13 protein-coding genes and 2 pseudogenes are annotated in these 19,365 nt (G+C 60.6%); 6 read left to right on the forward strand and 9 right to left on the reverse strand.

Features of this window, described 5'->3' with window-relative positions; translation table 11 throughout:
* Positions 1-47: 47 nt before the first annotated feature.
* The 5 genes from XH96_RS32455 to XH96_RS32475 form a co-directional block, all read right to left on the reverse strand.
* Positions 48-899, reverse strand: a complete 852-nt coding sequence (locus tag XH96_RS32455; protein ID WP_194389551.1) for a carbohydrate ABC transporter permease — start codon at positions 897-899, stop codon at positions 48-50.
* Positions 896-1,708, reverse strand: a complete 813-nt coding sequence (locus tag XH96_RS32460) for a carbohydrate ABC transporter permease (RefSeq protein WP_371740185.1) — start codon at positions 1,706-1,708, stop codon at positions 896-898. Before XH96_RS32460 ends, XH96_RS32455 begins: the two co-directional genes overlap by 4 nt.
* A 158-nt stretch (positions 1,709-1,866) precedes the next feature.
* A complete protein-coding gene (locus XH96_RS32465; RefSeq protein WP_194389553.1) occupies positions 1,867-3,045 on the reverse strand; it encodes an ABC transporter ATP-binding protein in 1,179 nt (392 codons plus the stop codon).
* Positions 3,046-3,943: 898 nt separating this feature from the next.
* Positions 3,944-5,428, reverse strand: coding sequence for an alkaline phosphatase family protein (locus tag XH96_RS32470; RefSeq protein WP_194389554.1), 1,485 nt, complete (start codon positions 5,426-5,428; stop codon positions 3,944-3,946).
* A complete protein-coding gene (locus tag XH96_RS32475) occupies positions 5,428-6,570 on the reverse strand; it encodes a PLP-dependent aminotransferase family protein (RefSeq protein WP_194389555.1) in 1,143 nt (380 codons plus the stop codon). The genes XH96_RS32470 and XH96_RS32475 overlap by 1 nt, the downstream gene beginning before the upstream one ends.
* A 1,365-nt stretch (positions 6,571-7,935) precedes the next feature.
* On the opposite strand from XH96_RS32475, the gene XH96_RS32480 reads away from it, so the two are divergent.
* Together XH96_RS32480 and XH96_RS32485 are read left to right on the forward strand one after the other, a co-directional pair.
* On the forward strand, positions 7,936-9,135 hold the full coding sequence (locus XH96_RS32480) for a pyridoxal phosphate-dependent aminotransferase (RefSeq protein WP_210337796.1): 1,200 nt from the start codon (positions 7,936-7,938) through the stop codon (positions 9,133-9,135).
* A 68-nt stretch (positions 9,136-9,203) separates the two neighbouring features.
* Complete coding sequence (locus XH96_RS32485) at positions 9,204-10,019, forward strand: isocitrate lyase/phosphoenolpyruvate mutase family protein (RefSeq protein ID WP_246789829.1); 816 nt, start codon at positions 9,204-9,206, stop codon at positions 10,017-10,019.
* Positions 10,020-11,040: 1,021 nt separating this feature from the next.
* Here the strand turns inward: XH96_RS32485 and XH96_RS32490 are convergent.
* Together XH96_RS32490 and XH96_RS32495 are read right to left on the reverse strand one after the other, a co-directional pair.
* Positions 11,041-12,240 carry an IS256 family transposase gene (locus XH96_RS32490; protein ID WP_194389558.1) on the reverse strand — a complete coding sequence of 400 codons (1,200 nt, stop codon included), beginning with the start codon at positions 12,238-12,240 and terminating at the stop codon, positions 11,041-11,043.
* Positions 12,241-12,834: 594 nt separating this feature from the next.
* Positions 12,835-14,337: a porin gene (locus tag XH96_RS32495; protein WP_246790210.1), complete on the reverse strand. Its 1,503-nt coding sequence runs from the start codon at positions 14,335-14,337 to the stop codon at positions 12,835-12,837.
* A 905-nt stretch (positions 14,338-15,242) separates the two neighbouring features.
* Between XH96_RS32495 and XH96_RS32500 the strand changes: the two genes are divergently transcribed.
* Complete coding sequence (locus tag XH96_RS32500) at positions 15,243-15,527, forward strand: helix-turn-helix domain-containing protein (protein ID WP_194389559.1); 285 nt, start codon at positions 15,243-15,245, stop codon at positions 15,525-15,527.
* A 17-nt stretch (positions 15,528-15,544) separates the two neighbouring features.
* On the opposite strand, the pseudogene XH96_RS32505 reads toward XH96_RS32500, so the two are convergent.
* Positions 15,545-15,740 (reverse strand): annotated as a pseudogene (locus XH96_RS32505) (transposase); the annotation flags it as partial.
* A 510-nt stretch (positions 15,741-16,250) separates the two neighbouring features.
* On the opposite strand from XH96_RS32505, the gene XH96_RS32510 reads away from it, so the two are divergent.
* Both XH96_RS32510 and XH96_RS39375 read left to right on the forward strand, forming a co-directional pair.
* Complete coding sequence (locus XH96_RS32510) at positions 16,251-17,006, forward strand: toll/interleukin-1 receptor domain-containing protein (RefSeq protein WP_246790211.1); 756 nt, start codon at positions 16,251-16,253, stop codon at positions 17,004-17,006.
* Positions 16,984-17,139, forward strand: coding sequence for a hypothetical protein (locus XH96_RS39375; RefSeq protein ID WP_246789830.1), 156 nt, complete (start codon positions 16,984-16,986; stop codon positions 17,137-17,139). The genes XH96_RS32510 and XH96_RS39375 overlap by 23 nt, the downstream gene beginning before the upstream one ends.
* Positions 17,140-17,169: 30 nt before the next feature.
* Here XH96_RS39375 and XH96_RS39700 read toward each other — a convergent pair whose 3' ends face one another.
* The gene (locus XH96_RS39700; RefSeq protein WP_256439324.1) at positions 17,170-17,295 is read right to left on the reverse strand and encodes a hypothetical protein; all 126 of its coding nucleotides are present in this window, start codon (positions 17,293-17,295) and stop codon (positions 17,170-17,172) included.
* 542 nt (positions 17,296-17,837) lie between these two features.
* On the opposite strand from XH96_RS39700, the pseudogene istA reads away from it, so the two are divergent.
* A pseudogene (istA, locus tag XH96_RS32515) lies at positions 17,838-19,364 on the forward strand (IS21 family transposase).
* The last annotated feature ends 1 nt before the right edge of the window (position 19,365 follow it).

Raw genomic sequence — 19,365 nt, forward strand, 5'->3', positions numbered from 1 at the left:
CGCTAGGCTATGAGGTGTTGTCGGCGACTTCAGCCAGGTTTTTACTGCTACTTGATCGCCCCTTCCGCCAAGCCTTCGATGAACCAACGTTGTGCGGCCAGGAACGCGACGATAAGAGGCAGAACGACAAGCGTTGCTGCGGCCATGAGCGGGCCGTAGTCGGTGCCCGCCTCCTCGCTCTTGAAGACCATGATTCCGAGCGTCGGCGGCATCAGCGATTGATCGTGCACCGCGATCAGCGGCCAGAACAGATCGTTCCAATGCGAGACGATCGAGAAAATTGCGAAGGCGATCACGGCGGGCAACGCCGTTGGCACCATGATTTTCCACACGATTGCAGTTTCGGAGAGACCATCGAGCCGCGCCGCGTGAACGACGTCGTCTGGCATGCTCTTAAAGAACTGCCGGAATAGGAAGATGCCGAATGGCGAGACCACATAGGGAAAAACAAGCGCCGCATAGGTGTTGAGGATGCCGATCTGATAACCGAGAATGAAGAGCGGCAGCGAAAGTACTTGATGCGGCAGCAGGAGTCCGATCAGCACCAAGCCGAAGAGAGTATCACGGCCGGCAAAGCGGAGTTTGGCGAGTGCGTAGGCGCACGGGGCACAGACAAGCATTTGCAGCGCCAGGATCAATGCGCAGATCATGACGCCGTTGCCGAGATAGCGTGGCAACGGCGCCTGGGTCACTGCCTTTGTATAGTTCTCGACGCCGTAGAACTGGACGGGCCAGAACGAAAAGCTGGTCCGGAAAATCTCTCCGGGTGGCTTGATTGACAGCGACACCATCCAGACGAAAGGCACGAGGATGAGCGCGCCGGTGGCGAGCAGAACAGTATGCCGGAAGACCGCCGCCGGAGACAACAACTGGCAAGCGCGAAGCGCTCTGGTGCTCATTGGTAGTGCACTTTCCGATCCATGAGGTGGGCCTGAACGAGGGTGAGGGTCACGACGATGGCCAGAAAGACGACGGCGATCGCGGCGCCATATCCGGCGCGCAGATACTCGAAACTCTCTCGATAGAGCGTGTAGAGCAGCATTTCGGAGGCGTGGCCGGGGCCACCTTGGGTAAGCACTTTTACTGTGTCAAACGAAGCGAACACTCTCAGCGCGACAACGATGACAACGAACATCGAGACCGGGCCGAGCATCGGCAGCGTGACGGTACGCAGGCGGTCCAGCCACAGGTCGGCACCGTCGACATCGGCCGCGTCGTAGATGTCCTTAGGGATGCTCTTGAGGCCCGCGAGGAACAGCACCATCGCGAAGCCTAGATTCTGCCATATGCCTATTGCGGCGAGCGCCAGCAGAACGGTGTGCTCGTCGCGCAGCCAGTTGGCGGCCGGCATGCCGATCGCGGACAATGTCTGATTGACAAGGCCGATGGTCGGATGCAGCAGCGCCTCCCAGGCAATCGCCATGGCAGACATCGTCGCCATAAAGGGTAGAAAGTGAATCGCGCGGTAGAAGGAGCGGCAGGACTTGCCGCCTTCGATCAGGAGAGCGATCAAAAGTCCGAGGCTGACAGTGCCAGGAACGACGATCAGCAAGTAGATGGCTGTATTGCGAAGTGAGGACCTAAAGTCCTCGTCTGCAATGACCTCGCGGAAGTTGGCGAGGCCGACGAAGGAGAGCGTCGCCGCGCCGAACTGCCAGTTGGTGAATGCGATAACGAAAACGCCGATCACGGGCAGGCAGTAGAGCATGAGCAGAAAGAAGACTGACGGCCCGGCCAAGATCCAAGCCGCCAGGGCTTCGCGAAGACCTCGTCCGAGCGCCTTGGACGCGGCGGGACATCGAAAGGTCGACGCACCATCCCTCGAGGAAAGTTCGTGGCAGGCATCAGTACTCGCACGAGGCTCCCTCATCGAGCGGCCTCGCGAAGCGGCATGACCGATGCCCGGCTAAGTTCGACTTGCCCACGCAAACGCCGTCCATCGGGGGTAAAGAGAAGCACTCGCTCCGGCCTGATACCGACGTGCAAGGTCTGGCCGGGGGTGATACGAGGCCCGTACTCGGCCGGAAGTCTTGCGACCAGCGGCTGGTCGGGGCCCGCCAGATCCAGATGGACGAACAGATCCGAGCCCATATGCTCGATCATGCGAACCGAACCAGTCAGCGTGCTTTGCCCGCCCTGGTCGGCGAGATGAAGAGCCTCCGGGCGGATTCCGAGGCTCAGATGCATACCGGGGAGTGCAGCGGCATCGATCTTGAGTGTCGATCCGGCCACGTCGATGAGCCCGCGTTCGCGCATCACGCCGTCCAGTATGTTAATCTTTGGCGAGCCGATAAATTCTGCGACGCGCCGATCGCTAGGATCGCCATAGATGTCCTGCGGCGGAGCGACCTGCAGCAACTCGCCATCGAGCATCACCGCGACGCGGTCCGACAGCGTCATGGCCTCGGCCTGATCATGGGTGACGTAGACGAAGGTTCCCCCAAGACGCTGGTGCAGTTCCTTGATCTCCGCGCGCATCTGCACGCGCAGCTTGCTGTCCAGGTTGGACAGCGGCTCGTCCATCAGAAAGACAGCCGGATGGCGCACCATTGCCCGGCCGACTGCCACGCGCTGGCGTTGGCCGCCGGAGAGCTGTCCCGGTTTGCGGGGCAATAGATGGCCGATATCTAAGGACTTGGCGGTGCGGGTGACTTCCATATCGATTTCGGCAGCAATCCGCGCCCTTCCTGGAAGCAGACGGCCGACAAGGGGAAGCCTTTGGATTGCCGTGAGCCGCCGCATCCGGAGCGGCAGCGCAATGTTGGCGGCGACCGTCATATGCGGATAGAGGGCGTAAGACTGGAACACCATTGCCACGTCCCGCCGCTTCGGCCTGAGGCCATCGACCACCCGTCCGCCAATTGAAATCGAGCCGGCATCCTGCATCTCGAGCCCTGCCAGCACACGTAAGAGCGTTGACTTGCCACACCCGGAGGGGCCGAGCAGCGTCAGGAACTCACCATCCGCTATCGAGAGTGAGACATCACGCAAGACAGGCGTCGGGCCATAGTTCTTCACGATCCCGTCAATCGATACCGATGCCATCGCCGTTACTCCCACATCGTGAACGCGTTGCTGAGCACGGCACTGAGATCGTTTAATCCCGTTTGGGCGTGTCCGCTGTTGTGCCGCGACGTTAAAAGATCGAACTGCTACAGCCGGATGACGATGATCGAATAATTCGATGTGATCTTGTCCGAATACGATGACGTCCGATGCTCGGTAAGAGAATGTGTCGAAGAAGCAACGCGTGAAGCGCTGCAGGCCTTGCTGCGACCGCAATTGAGCAAGGCATGACATGCTCGTCAGGCCATAGCTCGCGATACTCGAAATTTATCTCGGCCAAATGCGGTTGAGACCCGGCAACAACAACGAATTGACCGCATATTGCGCGCGCGTCCGCGCGAGCAAACGCATGCAGCGCGCTGCCCCTGCGGAGCCTCAAGGCCCACGTCTAGGCGCACTTCGGACCTTCAGGTATTATGCGACAGGGCAAGATCCATTGATGTCCATACCCTCGATGCCGGCTCAGCGTCGGCATACCCCACCGATCGCCAACTTATCTTTTGGCACGCGCTTTTGGTCCTTCAAATATCGATTGTGATCAACCGGCCTGAGTCGACGCCACAACACTGCTGGCCTGGACTGACGGCGACGGCCGATCCGGCTGTCGACGGCGCATTGCAAACCAGACGTGCTCCCACCGGCCACACAGCACGAAGCTGACGAGACCCACAAGACATCGCGCGTTGCGACAATGAGACGGATACGCTGTACTTGATTAAGGCCCGAGGATCGCGTCTTGGCACCTCAAAGGCCGCCACCGTCGCGGTCCTGTTCCTGCTGATAGCATCGATCTTTTCTCAACGCATGAGCGGCATGATCTGACAGATGCACATGACCGCGATGGACGCTTGGCGTTAAACCTTTGCGGCCTCTCACTTCAATAGGAATTCCAACCGCCGGCAATGTAACAGGCGTGGCCGACATGCTCGCGCCGGAGCAACTGCCTATAGCCTCCGACGCGCGTCTCGAAGCTCTCCTCGCGGACAGGACTCTCGAAGGCTTCGGACGGCCGGAACAATTCATGGAGCACCCGTCCGCTCATCGTCGGGGGTGCTTCAATGCCAAGCAGATTTAGAATTGTCGGTGCGATGTCGCAAATACCTGACGCAACGAAAGATGCGCATCCGGCATTCGGAAACACTGATCCTGCGACGAGGCCGACCGCTGCGAGTTCCTTCGGATGGAGCCCGCCGTGAAGGCCGAGACCCGCTCGGCGGTCATTGTCATAGAAGGTGCCGCCTACGAGGCCGAACGGGTCGACGGTATCGTCGGCACGGAAGGAAAACGCGACGTCCGGGGCGCGGGAATGATCCGCAAAAATCAGGCGATTTGAGAGGCTCCCGGCAGCGATGCCGTTGACCTCATCCTTTGCACGCGTGAACAGCGGACCGCACCATGGCTCGGATGTCATAGCCGCAACCAGCCGCGCGACGTTTGCCTCCTCTGGATTGGCAAGATAGAGAGCACCAACCTGGCCAGGCACCACCACCACGTCAACATCGGCAGACGGCGCCGTCCCGGGGTTGAACCCTGCCGCGCGCAGACTATTGGCGACTGAGACCCGTGTATGGCCGGTGATATGGCCGTGGTCCGAGATCGCGAAAATCTGAACCCCAGCCTGCTTTCCCTCGGCCTGCCACCAGTCGAGCACGCGACCGAACTGGCGGTCGCAATGAGTGATGATGAAGCGCGTCGCCTCGGCAGCCGTGCCGTGGAAATGCGAGGTGACGTCCGGCTCACCATAGGAAAGGATCGTCACATCGGGACGATATTTCGGCCAAACGACGTCGAGAAAGGCGGATGTGATCCAGTCTTGTCCGCTGCGATCGGGCTCGGTTTTGGGTGGAGCTGGAGGCAAAGGGCCGACACGCCTTTCGATGCCGGTGAGCACATCATCTGGCGCACAGGCTTCGCGAAAATGACCGGACAGACGGATATGGCCGAAATCCTCGGCCTTGTGGTGGAACAGCCTGGTGGTACCCGCTGTGTTGGTGGCGAGGACAGCAAGGCTCCGCCCCGTCGTCGCCAAGATCTCGCCGAGCGATGGCGCCGAATAAAGCCGGCCATTGCTCTCGACATCGAGCCGGCGCAGCAGAACCGCATCGGACGTGTCGATATAGCGCGGCGGGGTCACGGCTCGATCGAGGTACTTGTTGCCGACCATGCCATGCCGGTCGGTCGTGGCGCCGGTGACAAGGCTCGGGAAAGCGGATCGGGTTTCGCTCGGATAGATGGTGCGATGCTTAGCAAGCGTCACCCCAGCCGCCTTCATGCGCCAAAGATGAGGTGTCAATTGCGGGCTAATGAGGTCGGGGCGCAAACCATCAAAGCTCGCGATAATAAAACGGTGATCGCGAGACATCAGCGAACGCCCGCCACAGCCCCCTTACGAGCCCCTTGGAGAACACCTCCCACCACAGCCATAGCCGCCTCCAACTCATCGCGGCTCTCGGGACTGCCGATGACAAGACGCACACGGTTTAGAGGCAACTTCGGATCAGTTGCAAAAATCCGCCCTGGCCGGATGGTGATATTTCTTGAAGCGCATTGCGCAACCAGTTCGTCCTGATCGATGATCCCCTCAAGATCGAGCCAGAGGAAAAGCGCATCCGGCCGGGTCCGAAATGAGATGCCAGCGAGCCATTGCGTGGCAATCCTCTGTCTGGCGACCGCCTCGTCTCTGACGCCGGCTACGATCTTTTGCATCGAACCGCTGGCGAGCCAGAGGTTCACCAGTTCGACAGAGAAAGGGGCCGCAAACCAAGTCGACATGCCATAGAAGCGGTCAAGCGTTGTTTGCGCCGCCTTGCCATGAGGCGCAACGAGGTAGCCAACCCGAACACCAGGGCCAACGCATTTGGCAAAACTTGTGATATGCCATGTCATCTCAGGCGCCAATGCGCCAAAGGGAGCTGGAACGCTCTCCGCGAGCACTCCATACACATCATCTTCGATGATGCTCACTCCATATTGCCTTGCGATCTGAACGACTCGTTGCCGCCGCTCGAGCGACATGACGATCGTGGTCGGGTTGTGGATAGTAGGCATCAGAAAGAGCGCCTTCGGCGCGAATTTGCGGCACGCCATCTCGAACGCCTGAGGTTCGGCGCCATCGTCATCCATCGCTATTGTTTCTGTCCGGATGCCCTGAAGATGCGCATGCTTGCGAAAGCCGTAATAGGTGAGCTCCTCCGTTAAGACGGTATCGCCCGGCGCAGCGACTGATGCGAGGGCAAGAACCATCGCGCTCTGGGCCCCATTGGTGAGGATGATCCGTTGCGGATCGACAGCCCGCTGGAAGCGCAAGCCTAGCCACTTCGCCGCATGAGCTTTGTCCGCTTCTGTTCCGGAAAACCGATGTTGTCTTACGCCGTTTTGGATCTCCGTTGAATCACTGAGTGCACGCAGGCCCTCTCTGACCGTCTCTTTCAGGTTCGGACAAGCCGGTGGGGTTGACCGTTCAAGGCTGATAGGCGCCCTTCGGGCCTGATGATCTTTAGACATGTGCTTGTTCCGCGGTTTGTGATAGGATCTGTGGTGACATGAGGCTCGAGAAGATCGCGCGGTGCAATGCATCCGAGATCGTGCTGGGAACGATTGCCGGCAAACATCAACGCCCCTTCCTACACGATTTGCAGATTAGTTCGCCCGCGGGTTCATGGCCCTGGAAGAGACGTACGAGCCGCGTAGTCGAACAGATGCTGCCGAAGAATTCAGGTTCCAATCGAGCCCCTTCCATATCGTTCCGAAAAATCGCGGCGAACGAGGACCATCCCACTTCTTTCGTCTCATCGGCCGCCGTTAGGAGCTTCAAAACCCGGTCCGCTACAGTTGGATGACAGTCAGCGAATAATTCGATGTAAACCAACCAAATATGCGATACACCCAAAGACGAGGTATCGAACGCGCTGCGGCTCGAAGCAACGTGTTCCTTTATGAGAGATTGGCCGCGAAAAGTACGCGCTTGCTGCGATGGCCGGAGCACGCTTATGCTCGTTAAGATCCAGCGCAGCGCCCCATCTCGTTCGAAGCCGATCACCCGCGCAGTCGCAACAATGCACTCCTACCTCCGTCAGCCCCTCGCCGGGTCGCCGTTGAGGCCCCGCAGACGCTCGTCAACTGCTGAGCGCTGGCTGCTTCGACAAAATGGATGCGAACTACTCACCCGTCGCGCCCCATTTACGATTGTTACCAATCCGAGGTTCGTTCAAGATCTTCAGCCGTTCCCGTCGAAGTTGGATAGGACTGCAAACCAACTCATCAGCTCACCATGCATGTAGACGACCACGCATCATTTCAAGCACAGGTCAATGCGAGCCTTTGCTGATGTCCTTCAGAGACCATTGGGGCATCTACGACCTAGCGGAATCTGATCTGCCTGGACGCAGCGCAATCGCCACCAGCCACTTTGCGTGCTGCTAGTGCGCTTTATCCGTCGGTCCCATTGTTCTAGCCGGGGGCGCCTTCCCACAGATCCGTCCTGAACATACAGAGCGGGGGAAACCGAGCTGGCGTGCGCCGGTGCAACAAGATCGATCACGTCGACTGATGACATTCAAGCCTCGATCGTCGCCTCGCAGACTGTTCACCCCGACACGCGCGGCGGTTCCTCGCCGTACGGAGACGCGTGGGGCTGACCGGCGCTATCGAGTGCCGAATCGAGGCGGCTGGTCGCGCAGTCTCAACGTCCGCGAGCCTTCCATCGGCGTCCGGACGGCCGCAGATGCGGCAGGTTCTGTGGAGACGGCAATTGAGCATCGCCACTTTCGATTGTTCCATGCAAAAAGCTGATTGTGCGATTGGTTAGACTGTTTGGAAGCGGGTAGGAACTGTAAAGAATTTTCCTTCCAAGTTCGCAGGTCCTCATCTTTGTCTCTCATTGCAGAGCGCCTCCGCGCCGTCCGCCCCTCTGAAACCAAAGCCATGACAGCGCGTGCCGCCGAACTGCGCGAGCAAGGCATCGATGTGATTACGCTCAGTCAGGGCGAACCGGATTTCGACACGCCAGCCGCTGTTTGCGAAGCTGGCATCCGGGCAATCCGCGGCGGCCGGACGAAGTACACTGCGGTCGCCGGGATCAAGCCGTTACGTCAAGCGATCCGCGAGAGCTTCAGCCGTGACCACGGGCTCGATTACGCTCTGGACCAGATCACGGTCGGCTGCGGTGCCAAGCAGGTTGTGTTCAACGCGCTCTTTGCCAGCCTCGATCCGGGCGACGAGGTTGTGATCCCGACACCGTGCTGGGTCTCCTATCCCGATATGGTGGCGCTGGCCGGCGGCAATCCGGTTCTTGTCGCCTGCGATGAGCTCGATGGTTTCAAGCTCCGTCCCGAGGCGCTGGAGGCTGCGATCACGCCGCGAACTAAGTGGTTGATGCTGAATTCGCCGTGCAACCCAACCGGTGCAGTCTACAGCCGAAGCGAGTTGCTTGCGCTCGCCGTGGTGCTGCGGCGGCATGCGCAAATTTATGTGCTGTCGGATGAGATTTATGAAAAGCTCACCTATGACGCCGAATCTGCGACCATGGCCGCCGTCGCGTCCGACCTCTATGGGCGCACTTTGACCGTCAACGGCGTGTCCAAGGCCGATGCAATGACTGGATGGCGTGTCGGTTACGGTGCGGGGCCCCTCCCATTGATTAAGGCCATGAACCTCATCCAAGGCCAGACGTCGTCGCACACCAGCTCGATTTCGCAATACGCCGCTATTGAGGCATTGTCCGGCGGACGGGACTATATCGATGAATTCGTGCGCGCCTTTCTGAAGCGCCGCGACCTCGTGATCAGCAAGCTGAATCAGGCCGAGGGCTTATCGTGCCGGGTGCCGGACGGAGCCTTTTACGCTTTTCCCTCCTGCGCGGGCGTCATTGGCAAGCGCACGCCCGGCGGCAAGGTGATCGAGAGCGACACCGATTTTGCCATGTATTTGCTCGACGCATTCGCCGTGGCCGTCGTGCCCGGCAGCGGCTTTATGGCCTCTCCCTATATCCGTATTTCATATGCCTCCTCACTCGAGGACCTCACCCGCGCCTGTGACCGCATCATCGCCGCCTGCGCGGCCCTGTCCTGAAAGATCTGCCGATGCCCCCGGCCAAATGCCTCCGTATGCGCCTATCCGAAACCAGCCTCCTCCACATCATGGCTGCCCATAGTCCCCTTTCAGCGATTCTCGCCGAAGAAGCGGGATTTGACGGCCTGTGGGCCTCCGGCTTCGAGCTGTCGGCACTTTACGGCCTGGCGGATATGAGCCTGATTTCGATGACGCAGCATCTTGATATGTTGCGGGCGATCGCCGGCCGCACGACGCTGCCAATCATCGCGGACATCGACACGGGCTACGGCAACGCCATCAATGTCATCCATGCTATCGGCGAATATGAGCGCGCCGGCGCCGGCGCCGTCGTCATCGAGGACAAGACCTTTCCAAAGGTCACGAGCCTTGCAGCCGATGGGCGCCAGGAGCTGCTGCGCGTTGAGGAGTTCCAGGGCAAGATCGAGGCTGCCGTCACGACGAGGCAGGACCCGGATTTCCTCGTGATCGCCCGCACTGAGGCCTTGATCGCAGGCCTCGGCGAAGCGGAAGCTCTGCAGCGCGCCCGCGCCTATGTGGACGCCGGCGCCGACATGATCCTGATCCACTCGAAAAAGCGGGATTCCTCCGAGATCGAAAGCTTTTCGCGCGCCTGGACCGGACCGGTGCCGCTCGTGATCGTGCCGAACGCCTATCCGGATCTCGACGCCGAAAGGGTTAAGGCGCTGGGCAATGTCCGTATGATGATCTATGGCAATTACGGCATCCGCGCTGCTGCAATCGCCATGCAGGAGACTTTCCGCCGGATCATTGCTGACGGTGGCGTCCAGAACGTCCACAAGGACATTCTGCCGGTGGAGGAGATTTTCAGGCTCCAGAAGATGCAGGAGGTCAAGTGCGCTGAAGCTCGCTTCCTTCGCTGAACGCTGTGTTTCGATGCCTCCTCATTTCACCCGACTTGAGGCAATACTTCGCGACCTTTTCTCTCGATGAACTGTCGATAGGCAGTACTCCGGCTGCACACATCGAAAAAATGTGATGGGGCATTCGTCTTTTCCTGGCAATGGCGCGCCAAAAGCGCAATTCGCGAAGTTCCCAGAAACGACCGGAGCAGATGATGGCTGCCGAACACGATGAAGTGCCCCTCAATGCAATCGGGGCGTTTGTGACCATTGCCCGCGAAGGAACGTGACACGCGCAGCCAGGACATCGGGAACGACACAGAGCTCGGTCAGCCGCTACCGGGCTGTGCTACAAGACTATCTCGGTACTGCCCTTGTGGATTGGTGTCCCCGCAGACGTCCTCCGACGATTTCGACATCTTCATTACCCGCGAGCTCGTCATTGAACCGGCAGACGACTGGTAATGAGACGATCGTATGCGTCGGCTCTCCAAATCACGTCGCGGGAAGAGCCGTCTCAATCGCGCTCAATGCCACTTCTCAACATCACGTTTCGGCCTGACATACTGCCGACATGGCTGAGGGCGATGAACCCGATATCAAGTCGGGTGCGCGATATGATCACAACTACCTTGCTCTGCCCGCGGTCTAATCGGCAATTGCCTTCTGGTGACGCCAGAGATTCTTGTCGGCGATCTCGTGCGCGGGGCGTCCTGCAGGTGATACTGGGATCGCGCACTCCCAGTGGCATGCAATATCAGGCCTTGCAGTCGATCGTAGTGGGCAATCCTGAAATTGCCCGCGCCTTTTGCCGGTGGCTCGCCGGCTCTGCAAGAAGGCCGGAGTTTTGGAAGCAGGCTAAAGTTGCAGGAGCTTATGACTGGGGCGGCGGCGTCACTTTCGACTGTGCGAAACCGCATCCAGCATCGGCGCGTTCACGCGACCTAGCGCGACATTGCCGCACGGGGCGCTCAGATCGTGTCCCCTGGCGTGGTGTAGCTGACGGCAGGTCACCGCCGATTTTCCGGCGGGTCGGAAGGCATCAGCCTGCCACGGCGGGCAAGCCGACGATGGGATCATCGCTCAACGGCGCGATGGTTTCCAGCGTCATGTAGCGGGCCCGCTGAACCGCCCACTCGTCGTTCTGCTCGAGCAGGATCGCGCCGACCAGGCGAACGATGGCGTCTTCATTTGGGAAGATGCCAACCACCTCGGTCCGCCGCTTGATCTCGCCGTTGAGGCGCTCGATCGGATTGGTCGAATGCAGCTTGGCACGGTGCTGAGGCGGGAAGCTCATATAGGCGAGCACGTCTGGCTCGGCCTCATCCATGAAGGCGGCGAGCTTTGGCAGTTTGGGACGGAGCCGGTCGGCGACCTTGCGCCACTGAGCCCTGGCCGCTTCGGCATCGTCCTGGGCAAAGGCGGTGGCGATGAAGGCGGAGACGACGCGTCTTCCGCTCTTGCCGGCATGGGCCAGGACGTTGCGCATGAAGTGCACGCGGCAGCGCTGCCAGGCGGTATTGAGCACCTTGCTGACGGCGGCCTTGATGCCCTCATGCGCATCGGAGATCACGAGCTTGACGCCACGAAGCCCGCGCCGAGCGAGCTTGCGCAAGAACGCGGTCCAGAACGTCTCGGCCTCCGAGGGACCGATGTCCATGCCGAGAACTTCACGCCGGCCGTCGCTATTGACGCCGACCGCGATGATCACCGCAACCGAGACGATCCGGCCATTCTGGCGCACCTTCACGTAGGTGGCGTCGATCCACAGATACAGCCAGTCACCCTCGATCGGGCGGGCGAGGAAGGCCTTCACCTTGTCGTCGATCTCGGCACACAGTCGGCTCACCTGGCTCCTGGAGATGCCAGTCATGCCCATGGCCTGGACCAGATCATCGACGGATCGGGTCGAGACGCCCTGCACATAGGCTTCCTGCACCACCGCGGTGAGCGCCTTTTCGGCCATCCGACGCGGCTCCAGGAAGCCCGGGAAGTAGCTTCCTTTGCGCAGCTTGGGAATGCGCAGCTCGACCGCGCCGGCGCGCGTCTCCCAGGTCCGGTCACGGTAGCCGTTACGCTGGGCCAGGCGCTCGGCATTCTTCTCGCCGTAGCCCGCTCCGGTCAGCCCGGCGACCTCCAGCTCCATCAATCGCTGGGCGGCAAAGCCAATCATCTCGCGAAGCAGATCGGCGTCAGGGGCCTTCTCCACGAGCGCGCGAAGGTTCATCATCTCGTCGGTCATCGGTGGTTCCTCGAATCAGGTTGGTGTCAGCAACCCGACCCTACCGGCGAATTGCCGGTGACCACCGCAAAGCCGTCCACCCGCTACGGCGCTATCTGAGGGCGCGCGTGCGGACGGCTTCGCTCTACCGAGCTACACCATCACTGGGGACACGACCGGCGCTCAGGTCCCGTCGATGTCCATCAGATACCAAGCGCGCGACCAATGCGATCGCCGCGCACGACCTGGTCCAACATCCGACGCGAGCGAAGTTGTGAGCATTCGGAGTCCCGGGCGAGCATCAATTCGATTGGATGTGCGCGGCATTGACGGTTTCACGCTGCGAAAGCTTTCGCGGCGCATGATAGCGACGCTGCATGCAACGGATGGCGAGAAGGTACTGTGACAACCTCGATTGGACCACGACACCTTCTGATCCGTTAGCTTGCGCGGCAACAATATGCTGAGTGGAGCTTGGTTATACGGAAGGCGACCGACGCGCGCGTCGGCCGCGGTCCCAATGATGTTAGTACGGAGCTAGCCGCCCGATCGAGGACGGCCGCCTCGAGCCTTGCGAACTCTTCTGGAGCATATTTCGCCCGCCGAAGCGACGACCTACCAATTGCGCTGGACGCGCAGGAGCATACTGAACGCGCTTTGGTTCTTGAGTTCATATACTGCGGCAGGTTTGGCGACTGCCGCGACTGCCGGCGCCGCCATAGTGCCAGAATATTTCTGATCGAGGAATGTGGCGAACAGATCCGCGGAGAACGTCAGGTTTCTGACCGGCGTCCAGCGCGTAACCGTGCCGACCGCAGCGATATTGAAATCGGGGTTGCAGACACCCGTCAACCCGAGTGCGGCCATACCAGCGCTGCCGCAAATCTGAGCCTTGGCCGCATCGGTGTAGCGAATAGCGGCCCACCCGCCATAAACCGCAGTGTTCCAATAGGGACCCCAGTTATGAATGTAACCACCGTTGAAGCCGTACGTCGTGGTCAGCTGAAAAGCCGTGCTAGTTGCCGCTGTCGAGCCGGAATAGATGACATCAGCAACGCCGGCGAAACCAAGGCTCTGATACGCACCGGCTCGGCTGGTGCCCCCGTACATCGCCCACGCGGTCGGGATGTTTTCCTGGATGCTAAAGCTGCTGGCACCCTTGGTGTAAGCGGCCTGCAAATTGATCGTGTCCCCGGCGCCGGTCGGAATATTCTTGATCGATAGCGCCAGCTGACCGGCCCAACCCCACTTATCGTCGGCGTGTCCTGTGACTTCGCTCGCACCATAGTACGCCGCATGGTTGTTGTGCGCCGCGGCCGATGCTTGGAAGAGCCCCCAAGCCTGGTCGATCCGCATCATGCCGACAATATCGGGAGCCACGGTGCCGCCGTAACTCTGCGATCCGTAAGCACCCGTCACGATGCCGGCGGCCGTGGCATTCGTCGTATTCCAGATATTGGTCTGGTAATAGGCCGTTGGATCCTGCGCAGAAACGGTCGCCGTAATCCCCTGACCGAAGTCAGCGGTATAGCTGAGCTGGTTAACACCCGAGGCATCGCCACCGCCGCCCGGCAGACCATCGAAGAAGTTGTTGGCCGGATAGTTGGTCCAAGGAGCGCTGAACTGGGAGACCGCCTTTCCCATCGTAAAGCCCGCGAATTGGATGAAGGCATACCAGATGCTAAGGGTCCCGAGCCCGAGGCCATCCCCTGAATACGCTGTTGCGCCCGATCCGGCCGCACTCGTCGAGCCCGTCTTCCAGGTAAAGTTCCCCTCAAAGAAGGTGCGGACCACGCCATATTCGCTTGCTGTGCGCGTGTCGATGCTGAGGTCTGCGCGAGACCGAGCGGTGTAGGCATTGCTTAGGCGATTGTGCGCAGCACCGACACTGGAAACCGGGTTCAGAACAAAACTATTGCTGCCCAGCATCACATCGGCGCGAAGGAAACCACCCAGCTTGATGCAGGTGTCCGTGCCTGGGATGTAATAGAATCCGGCACCATACGTGGAGCACACCTTCACGTACTCGATCGCTTTGGCTTTGACTGGAAAATCGGCCGCCTGCACCCCGCCCGAGGCGATCAGGCCTGCCGCTGAAGCCAGCACAACCTTCTTCACAATCGTGGTCGAATAGAGCGGGGGCTCCTCCGCGCTCGTATTAATCACGACAGAGGGTCGCTTGCTCTCGGCCACTCCGGTCAACAAGCCCCGACGCTCCTCGCGGCGGCGCTGCAACGACCGGAGGGGTATCATAGAATAGCGGGTTGGCCCAACCGATTTTAGTCCGAAGATGTCTTTCAGCACCGAAGTTCTCCACTCAAAGGTACGCAAACATAGACCCCTATGTTTCTCACGTAGGAAAAATACAAACCCGTCGATATCGGTGTTCGCCCTTGGCGTGCGCGACACCAAGCTAATGAGAAGCGAGCGCGCTACACATCAGGCGCTCGTGCTCGGCGCGACCGGACAACGCCAGCAACTCGCTGCGTGCAGGACATCCTCTGCGTGTTACAAAACGCTTGGCTCCAAACCTCAACTCAGCGCGCGCCACATACGCGGCAAGAAGAAGAACTCGGGGCGCACGTGAACTGATCTTGGGGTGAGTGCCAAGCAGGAGCGCACGACGCCCCATCGGAGCGCTCGCGATTCGATGAGGAAGAACAATGCCGGCCCTCCACTTGGCTTGCTCAAAGTCGCAAGGATGGATGCCAGCGAACTCAGTTGAAAATTCCACGCATCTGTCTCCAGGACCGTGCTCGTTTCGCCGAGGCACTATCGTGTGGACGCGATGATCAGGTGACAGGCATCAACTAATGCGATGGACAGCCCCTGAATTAGAGATGGGTTGTTCGGAGGGCTCTTGGAGCTCCTCAAGCGAGGCGATGCCGCCCTTTCCCCGACCAAATGTGTGCGACAGTCCAGCGCCAGCGCAGACTCCGCTCATCCGTATCAGGAACAAACGTGCTGTAATAATCGGGTTTTATCCCGTGTTTTAATAATCTAACAAATGCCTTTTTTGGCGCATGAGAGCTCGTGCGCTGGTAGCCTGGAATGTGCGCCGGATCCGCTTGGATCGCGGCATTCCGCAAGAGCAACTCGCTTACGATGCAGGCATCGACACCTCCTATATGAGCGGTCTGGAGCTCGGAAAGGCGAACCCGACGATTGATCTTCTCGAGCTTGTCGCCGAAACATTAGGCGTTCCCCTGTCTGACTTGCTTGTTCAGCCAGACAAGGGGGCGACAGTTCCGAAGACTTTGCCGTACGCGTCGGTTTCGCTGCTCGGCCAACCGTTGGCGACACGCTGAAGCATTAGGCTAAGCTACGCGAACGGATCGACGTTGTTTATTTTCGCGGCCTGCAGCAGGGTTGCGATGATCGCCCAGGTACGTCCGCCCCGTCGCTGCCCGTGAAGAGGCTATTCTTTCCTGTAGTTGTCTGTGGTCTGATGGCGCGCTCGACGATGTTGGAGTCGACTCAATGCGGCCATCGGCCAGGAAGCGTTCGAAGAGGGCACGGCGCACGCCCGCCCCAAAAGCTTATCATGCCCAAAAGGAAATCTCATTCGCTCAAGCATCTGCCGAACCGGTGCCGGCCCAATCGGCGCCGACGAGATGGCGAGACCTACGTCAGCACGTGGCGGAGACGCTCGCTGCCCACCTTTGCGCCAGCGGTGAACCCGGCTGATCGATCGTAAAAAATCATCGGACTTGAACTCGGCGTTTGTGCCTCCTATTTGAGGTCAATTCGATAATGACGTTGTTTTAAGGAGCTTGCAATGCCGCGGCCGATCACGTGGTCCTGTTTGACTTGCGGAAACCGCTTCAACTCCGAAGAGCTCACGCCCGACGAGGTCCAGGAAGCTAGGCGGCGGAGGCAGCCTTTGTCGAAGATACATTGCCCGAGGTGCAATCGGACGGACCTCAGGCGCGAGAGTTAGATGCTCGGCACTTTCCGAATCTGGAGTTGATAAATTCACCGTATTTTTCTCGTATTCCCACAGGGACGAAGACCTGCGGGACCGGCTGGAGATACATCTCTCCATGCTGAAGAAGCAAGGACTCATCGATGCCTGGCATGATAGGCGCATCAAGGCCGGCGACGAGGTTGATCACAGCATTGACTCCAACCTAAATGCAGCCGGCGTGATCCTTCTGTTGGTTTCACCCGATTTTCTGGCGTCCTCATACTGCTATGATGTCGAGATGCAACGCGCGATGGAGCGCCACCAGGCCGGCGAGGCCCGGGCGATCCCGGTCATTCTGCGACACAGCGATTGGCACTCCGCACCGTTCGGCAAGCTTCTGGCCACACCGACGGACGGGAAGCCGATCAAAGCATGGTCCGATATCGACGAGGCGTTTCTCGACGTCGTGAAGCAAATCCGAGCCGCCCTGCCCGCCAAGCTGGTCGCTAATTCGAAGGCGTCGAAAGCTTCTCCAGCTCGCACCTCGCCGCCCCTCTCGGACGCCAAATCGCGGTCCAGTAATCTGCGGCTGAAGAAAATGTTCACTGAAGCTGATCGAGACCGCTTCCTTCACGCAAGTTTCGACTTCATGGCTAATTTCTTCGAGGCCTCTTTGGTAGAGATGGCCGAGCGGAACGAAGGTATCGAAGGCAACTTCCGCCGCATCGATGCCGATCGCTTCACCGCGGCCGTGTACAGGTACGGAAAGGCAATCGCGCGCTGCAAGATCAGCGTCGGCGGGGCATTCGGGCGCGGCATTTTGTTTAGCGTACAACGATCAGGCAGGCGACGGGACTATGAACGAGAGCCTCTCAGTTGAGGCGGCGGACGACGCTCTCTTTCTGAAGGCTCTCGGCATGGCGTCGTATGGTTCGATGGAAGACCGCAAGCTCTCGCAGGAAGCGGCTGCCGAGTATTACTGGTCCCTGTTCATCGAACCGCTCCAGCGGTAACACGAGTTCAAGGAAATCCCCGCACCGGGCTTAGGCGCCGGCTCCGCTGCTTTTGGCGCCGAGGTCATCGGCGCGCCGGTGATCGACGATCGACATCCCTTCCTCATCGATCAGAACGAAGGCGCCCGCAGCCGCGATCGCTCCGGGGGAGGACAAGTCTTGCTCAGGCTTCTCGCCGGCTTCCTCTCCGTCGGCTCCACCATCTTCCTCCGAGGCTCGATCGGGATGAACACCGCAACCAAGGCACAAGCGGCACCGATGGCAAGCAGTGCCAAGCCTCCGGAGAGGCTCGAGGTTATTGCACGTAACCGGCGGTATACTGCCGCGCGATGCGTATGTGACGGCGTGGAGGGGACAACGGCGAACGCCCGAGGGTAGCAGGACCCGGATCTCCTCCGGGACCAGGGAGCGTTGGTCCGGCGGGCCGTGAAATGGGATGACCAGACCGAGTCGGTACTGGCCCCTGTCAAATCCATTATCCGCGCATCGATGATGACCCGTACCGCTCCGTCGGCTCCCGTGTATGTCTGTCTCGACGTGGCGCTCCAGGAAGACGAGATTGCCCGAGCCCCCGCAGTCGCCCCGCTGAGCCGTTATCCTCAGCCGCGCGAACCCGCCGCCGGCGAAGCCCACGTCTTGCTGGAGCTCTCGGTCAACCTGGTATCAGAGGACCCTGGATGTCGACGGAGAGGCTTGCGATGCGCCGTGTGCGCGATGTGATCAGGATGAAGGCCGCTGGGCTGCCGAGCCGCGAGATCGCTCGGCGGGTGGGCGCGGCGCCCTCGACAGTGCGGCTGACCATCCGGCGGTTCGAGGCCGCAGGCCTGAGCTGGCGTTGCCCGACGAACTCACGGACGCGGCCTGGAGGCCCGCCTGTTCGCCAGGACCGGCACCGGTAACCGGCAGGGCCATCGCCGCATCGCCAAGCGCGACTGGGCGGCGGTGCACCGCGAGCTCAAGCGCAAGCACGTGATGCTGTCGATCCTGCGGGAGGAGTAAGTCGGCGCCGAGCCCAGCGGATACCGGTACTCGCGCTTCTGCGAGCTTTACCGCGCCCGGGAGGGACGCCTGTCGGTGACGATGCGCCAAGCGCACGCGGCCGGCGACAAGCTGTTCGTCGGCTACGCGGGCGACGGCGTGCCGGTGGTGGTCGACCGCCTCACGGGCGAGGGAGGACGGCGCAGATCTTCGTCGCCGTGCTCGGCGCCTAGAGCTTCAGACGCGCAGGCGACGTGGACGCAGGGGCTCGCCGACTGGATCAGCGCCCATGTTGGCGCCTTCGCGGCGATCGGCGGCGTCCGGCGCTCTTGGTGCCTGACAACACCAAAGTCGCAGTCATCAAGGCGAGCCTCTACGACCCGCAGATCAATCGCACCTATGCGGAGATGGCCGCGCATTACGGCACGGCCGTCTTGCCGGCGCGACCTCGCAAGCCGCGCGACAAGGCCAAGGTCGAGCAGGCCGTCCTCATCATCGAGCGCTGGCTGCTCGGCCGCCTGCGCCACCGCGTCTTCTACAGCCTCGCCGAGGTCAACGCAGCGATCGGCGAGTTGCTCACCAGGCTCAACGAGGAGCGGCCGATCCGGCGGCTCGGCGTGACGCGCCGCCGGCTGCTCGAGGAGATCGACCGGCCGGCGCTCAAGCCGTTGCCGGCGAGCCCCTACGTGCTCGCCGAGTGGCGGATCCGCCGCGTCAGCCTCGACTACCACGTCGAGGTGGAGAAGCATTATTACAGCGTTCCGCATCGCTTCGCCCGTGCCGAGGTCGAGGTGCGGTTCACCGCCCGCACCGTCGAGATCTTCCACAAGGGCGAGCGGATTGCGGCGGATCAGCGCATGAGTGGCAATCACAAGCACACCACCGTGCCGGAGCACATGGCCTCCAGCCATCGGCGCTACGCCGGCTGGACTATCGGGCGTATCCGTCAGGACGCCGCCGCGATCGGGCCGGCAACCAGCGCATTGTGCGACCTCATTCTCGACGAGCGCTCGCACCCCGAACAAGGCTTCCGCGCCTGCCTCGGCATCCTCAGGCTCGCCGCCTCCTATGGGCGCGAACGGCTGGACGCGGCGGCTGCGCGGGCGATCGACATCGGCGCGCGCACCTATGGTTCGGTCAAGTCAATCCTCGCCAACAATCTCAATCGGCGTCCTGCTCACCAGCGCTCCGCGGACGATGCGCCGATCCTGCATGCCAACATCCGCGGACCGCGCTACTACAATTAGG

It is taken from the genome of Bradyrhizobium sp. CCBAU 51765 (assembly GCF_015291725.1).
GTDB lineage: Bacteria > Pseudomonadota > Alphaproteobacteria > Rhizobiales > Xanthobacteraceae > Bradyrhizobium > Bradyrhizobium liaoningense.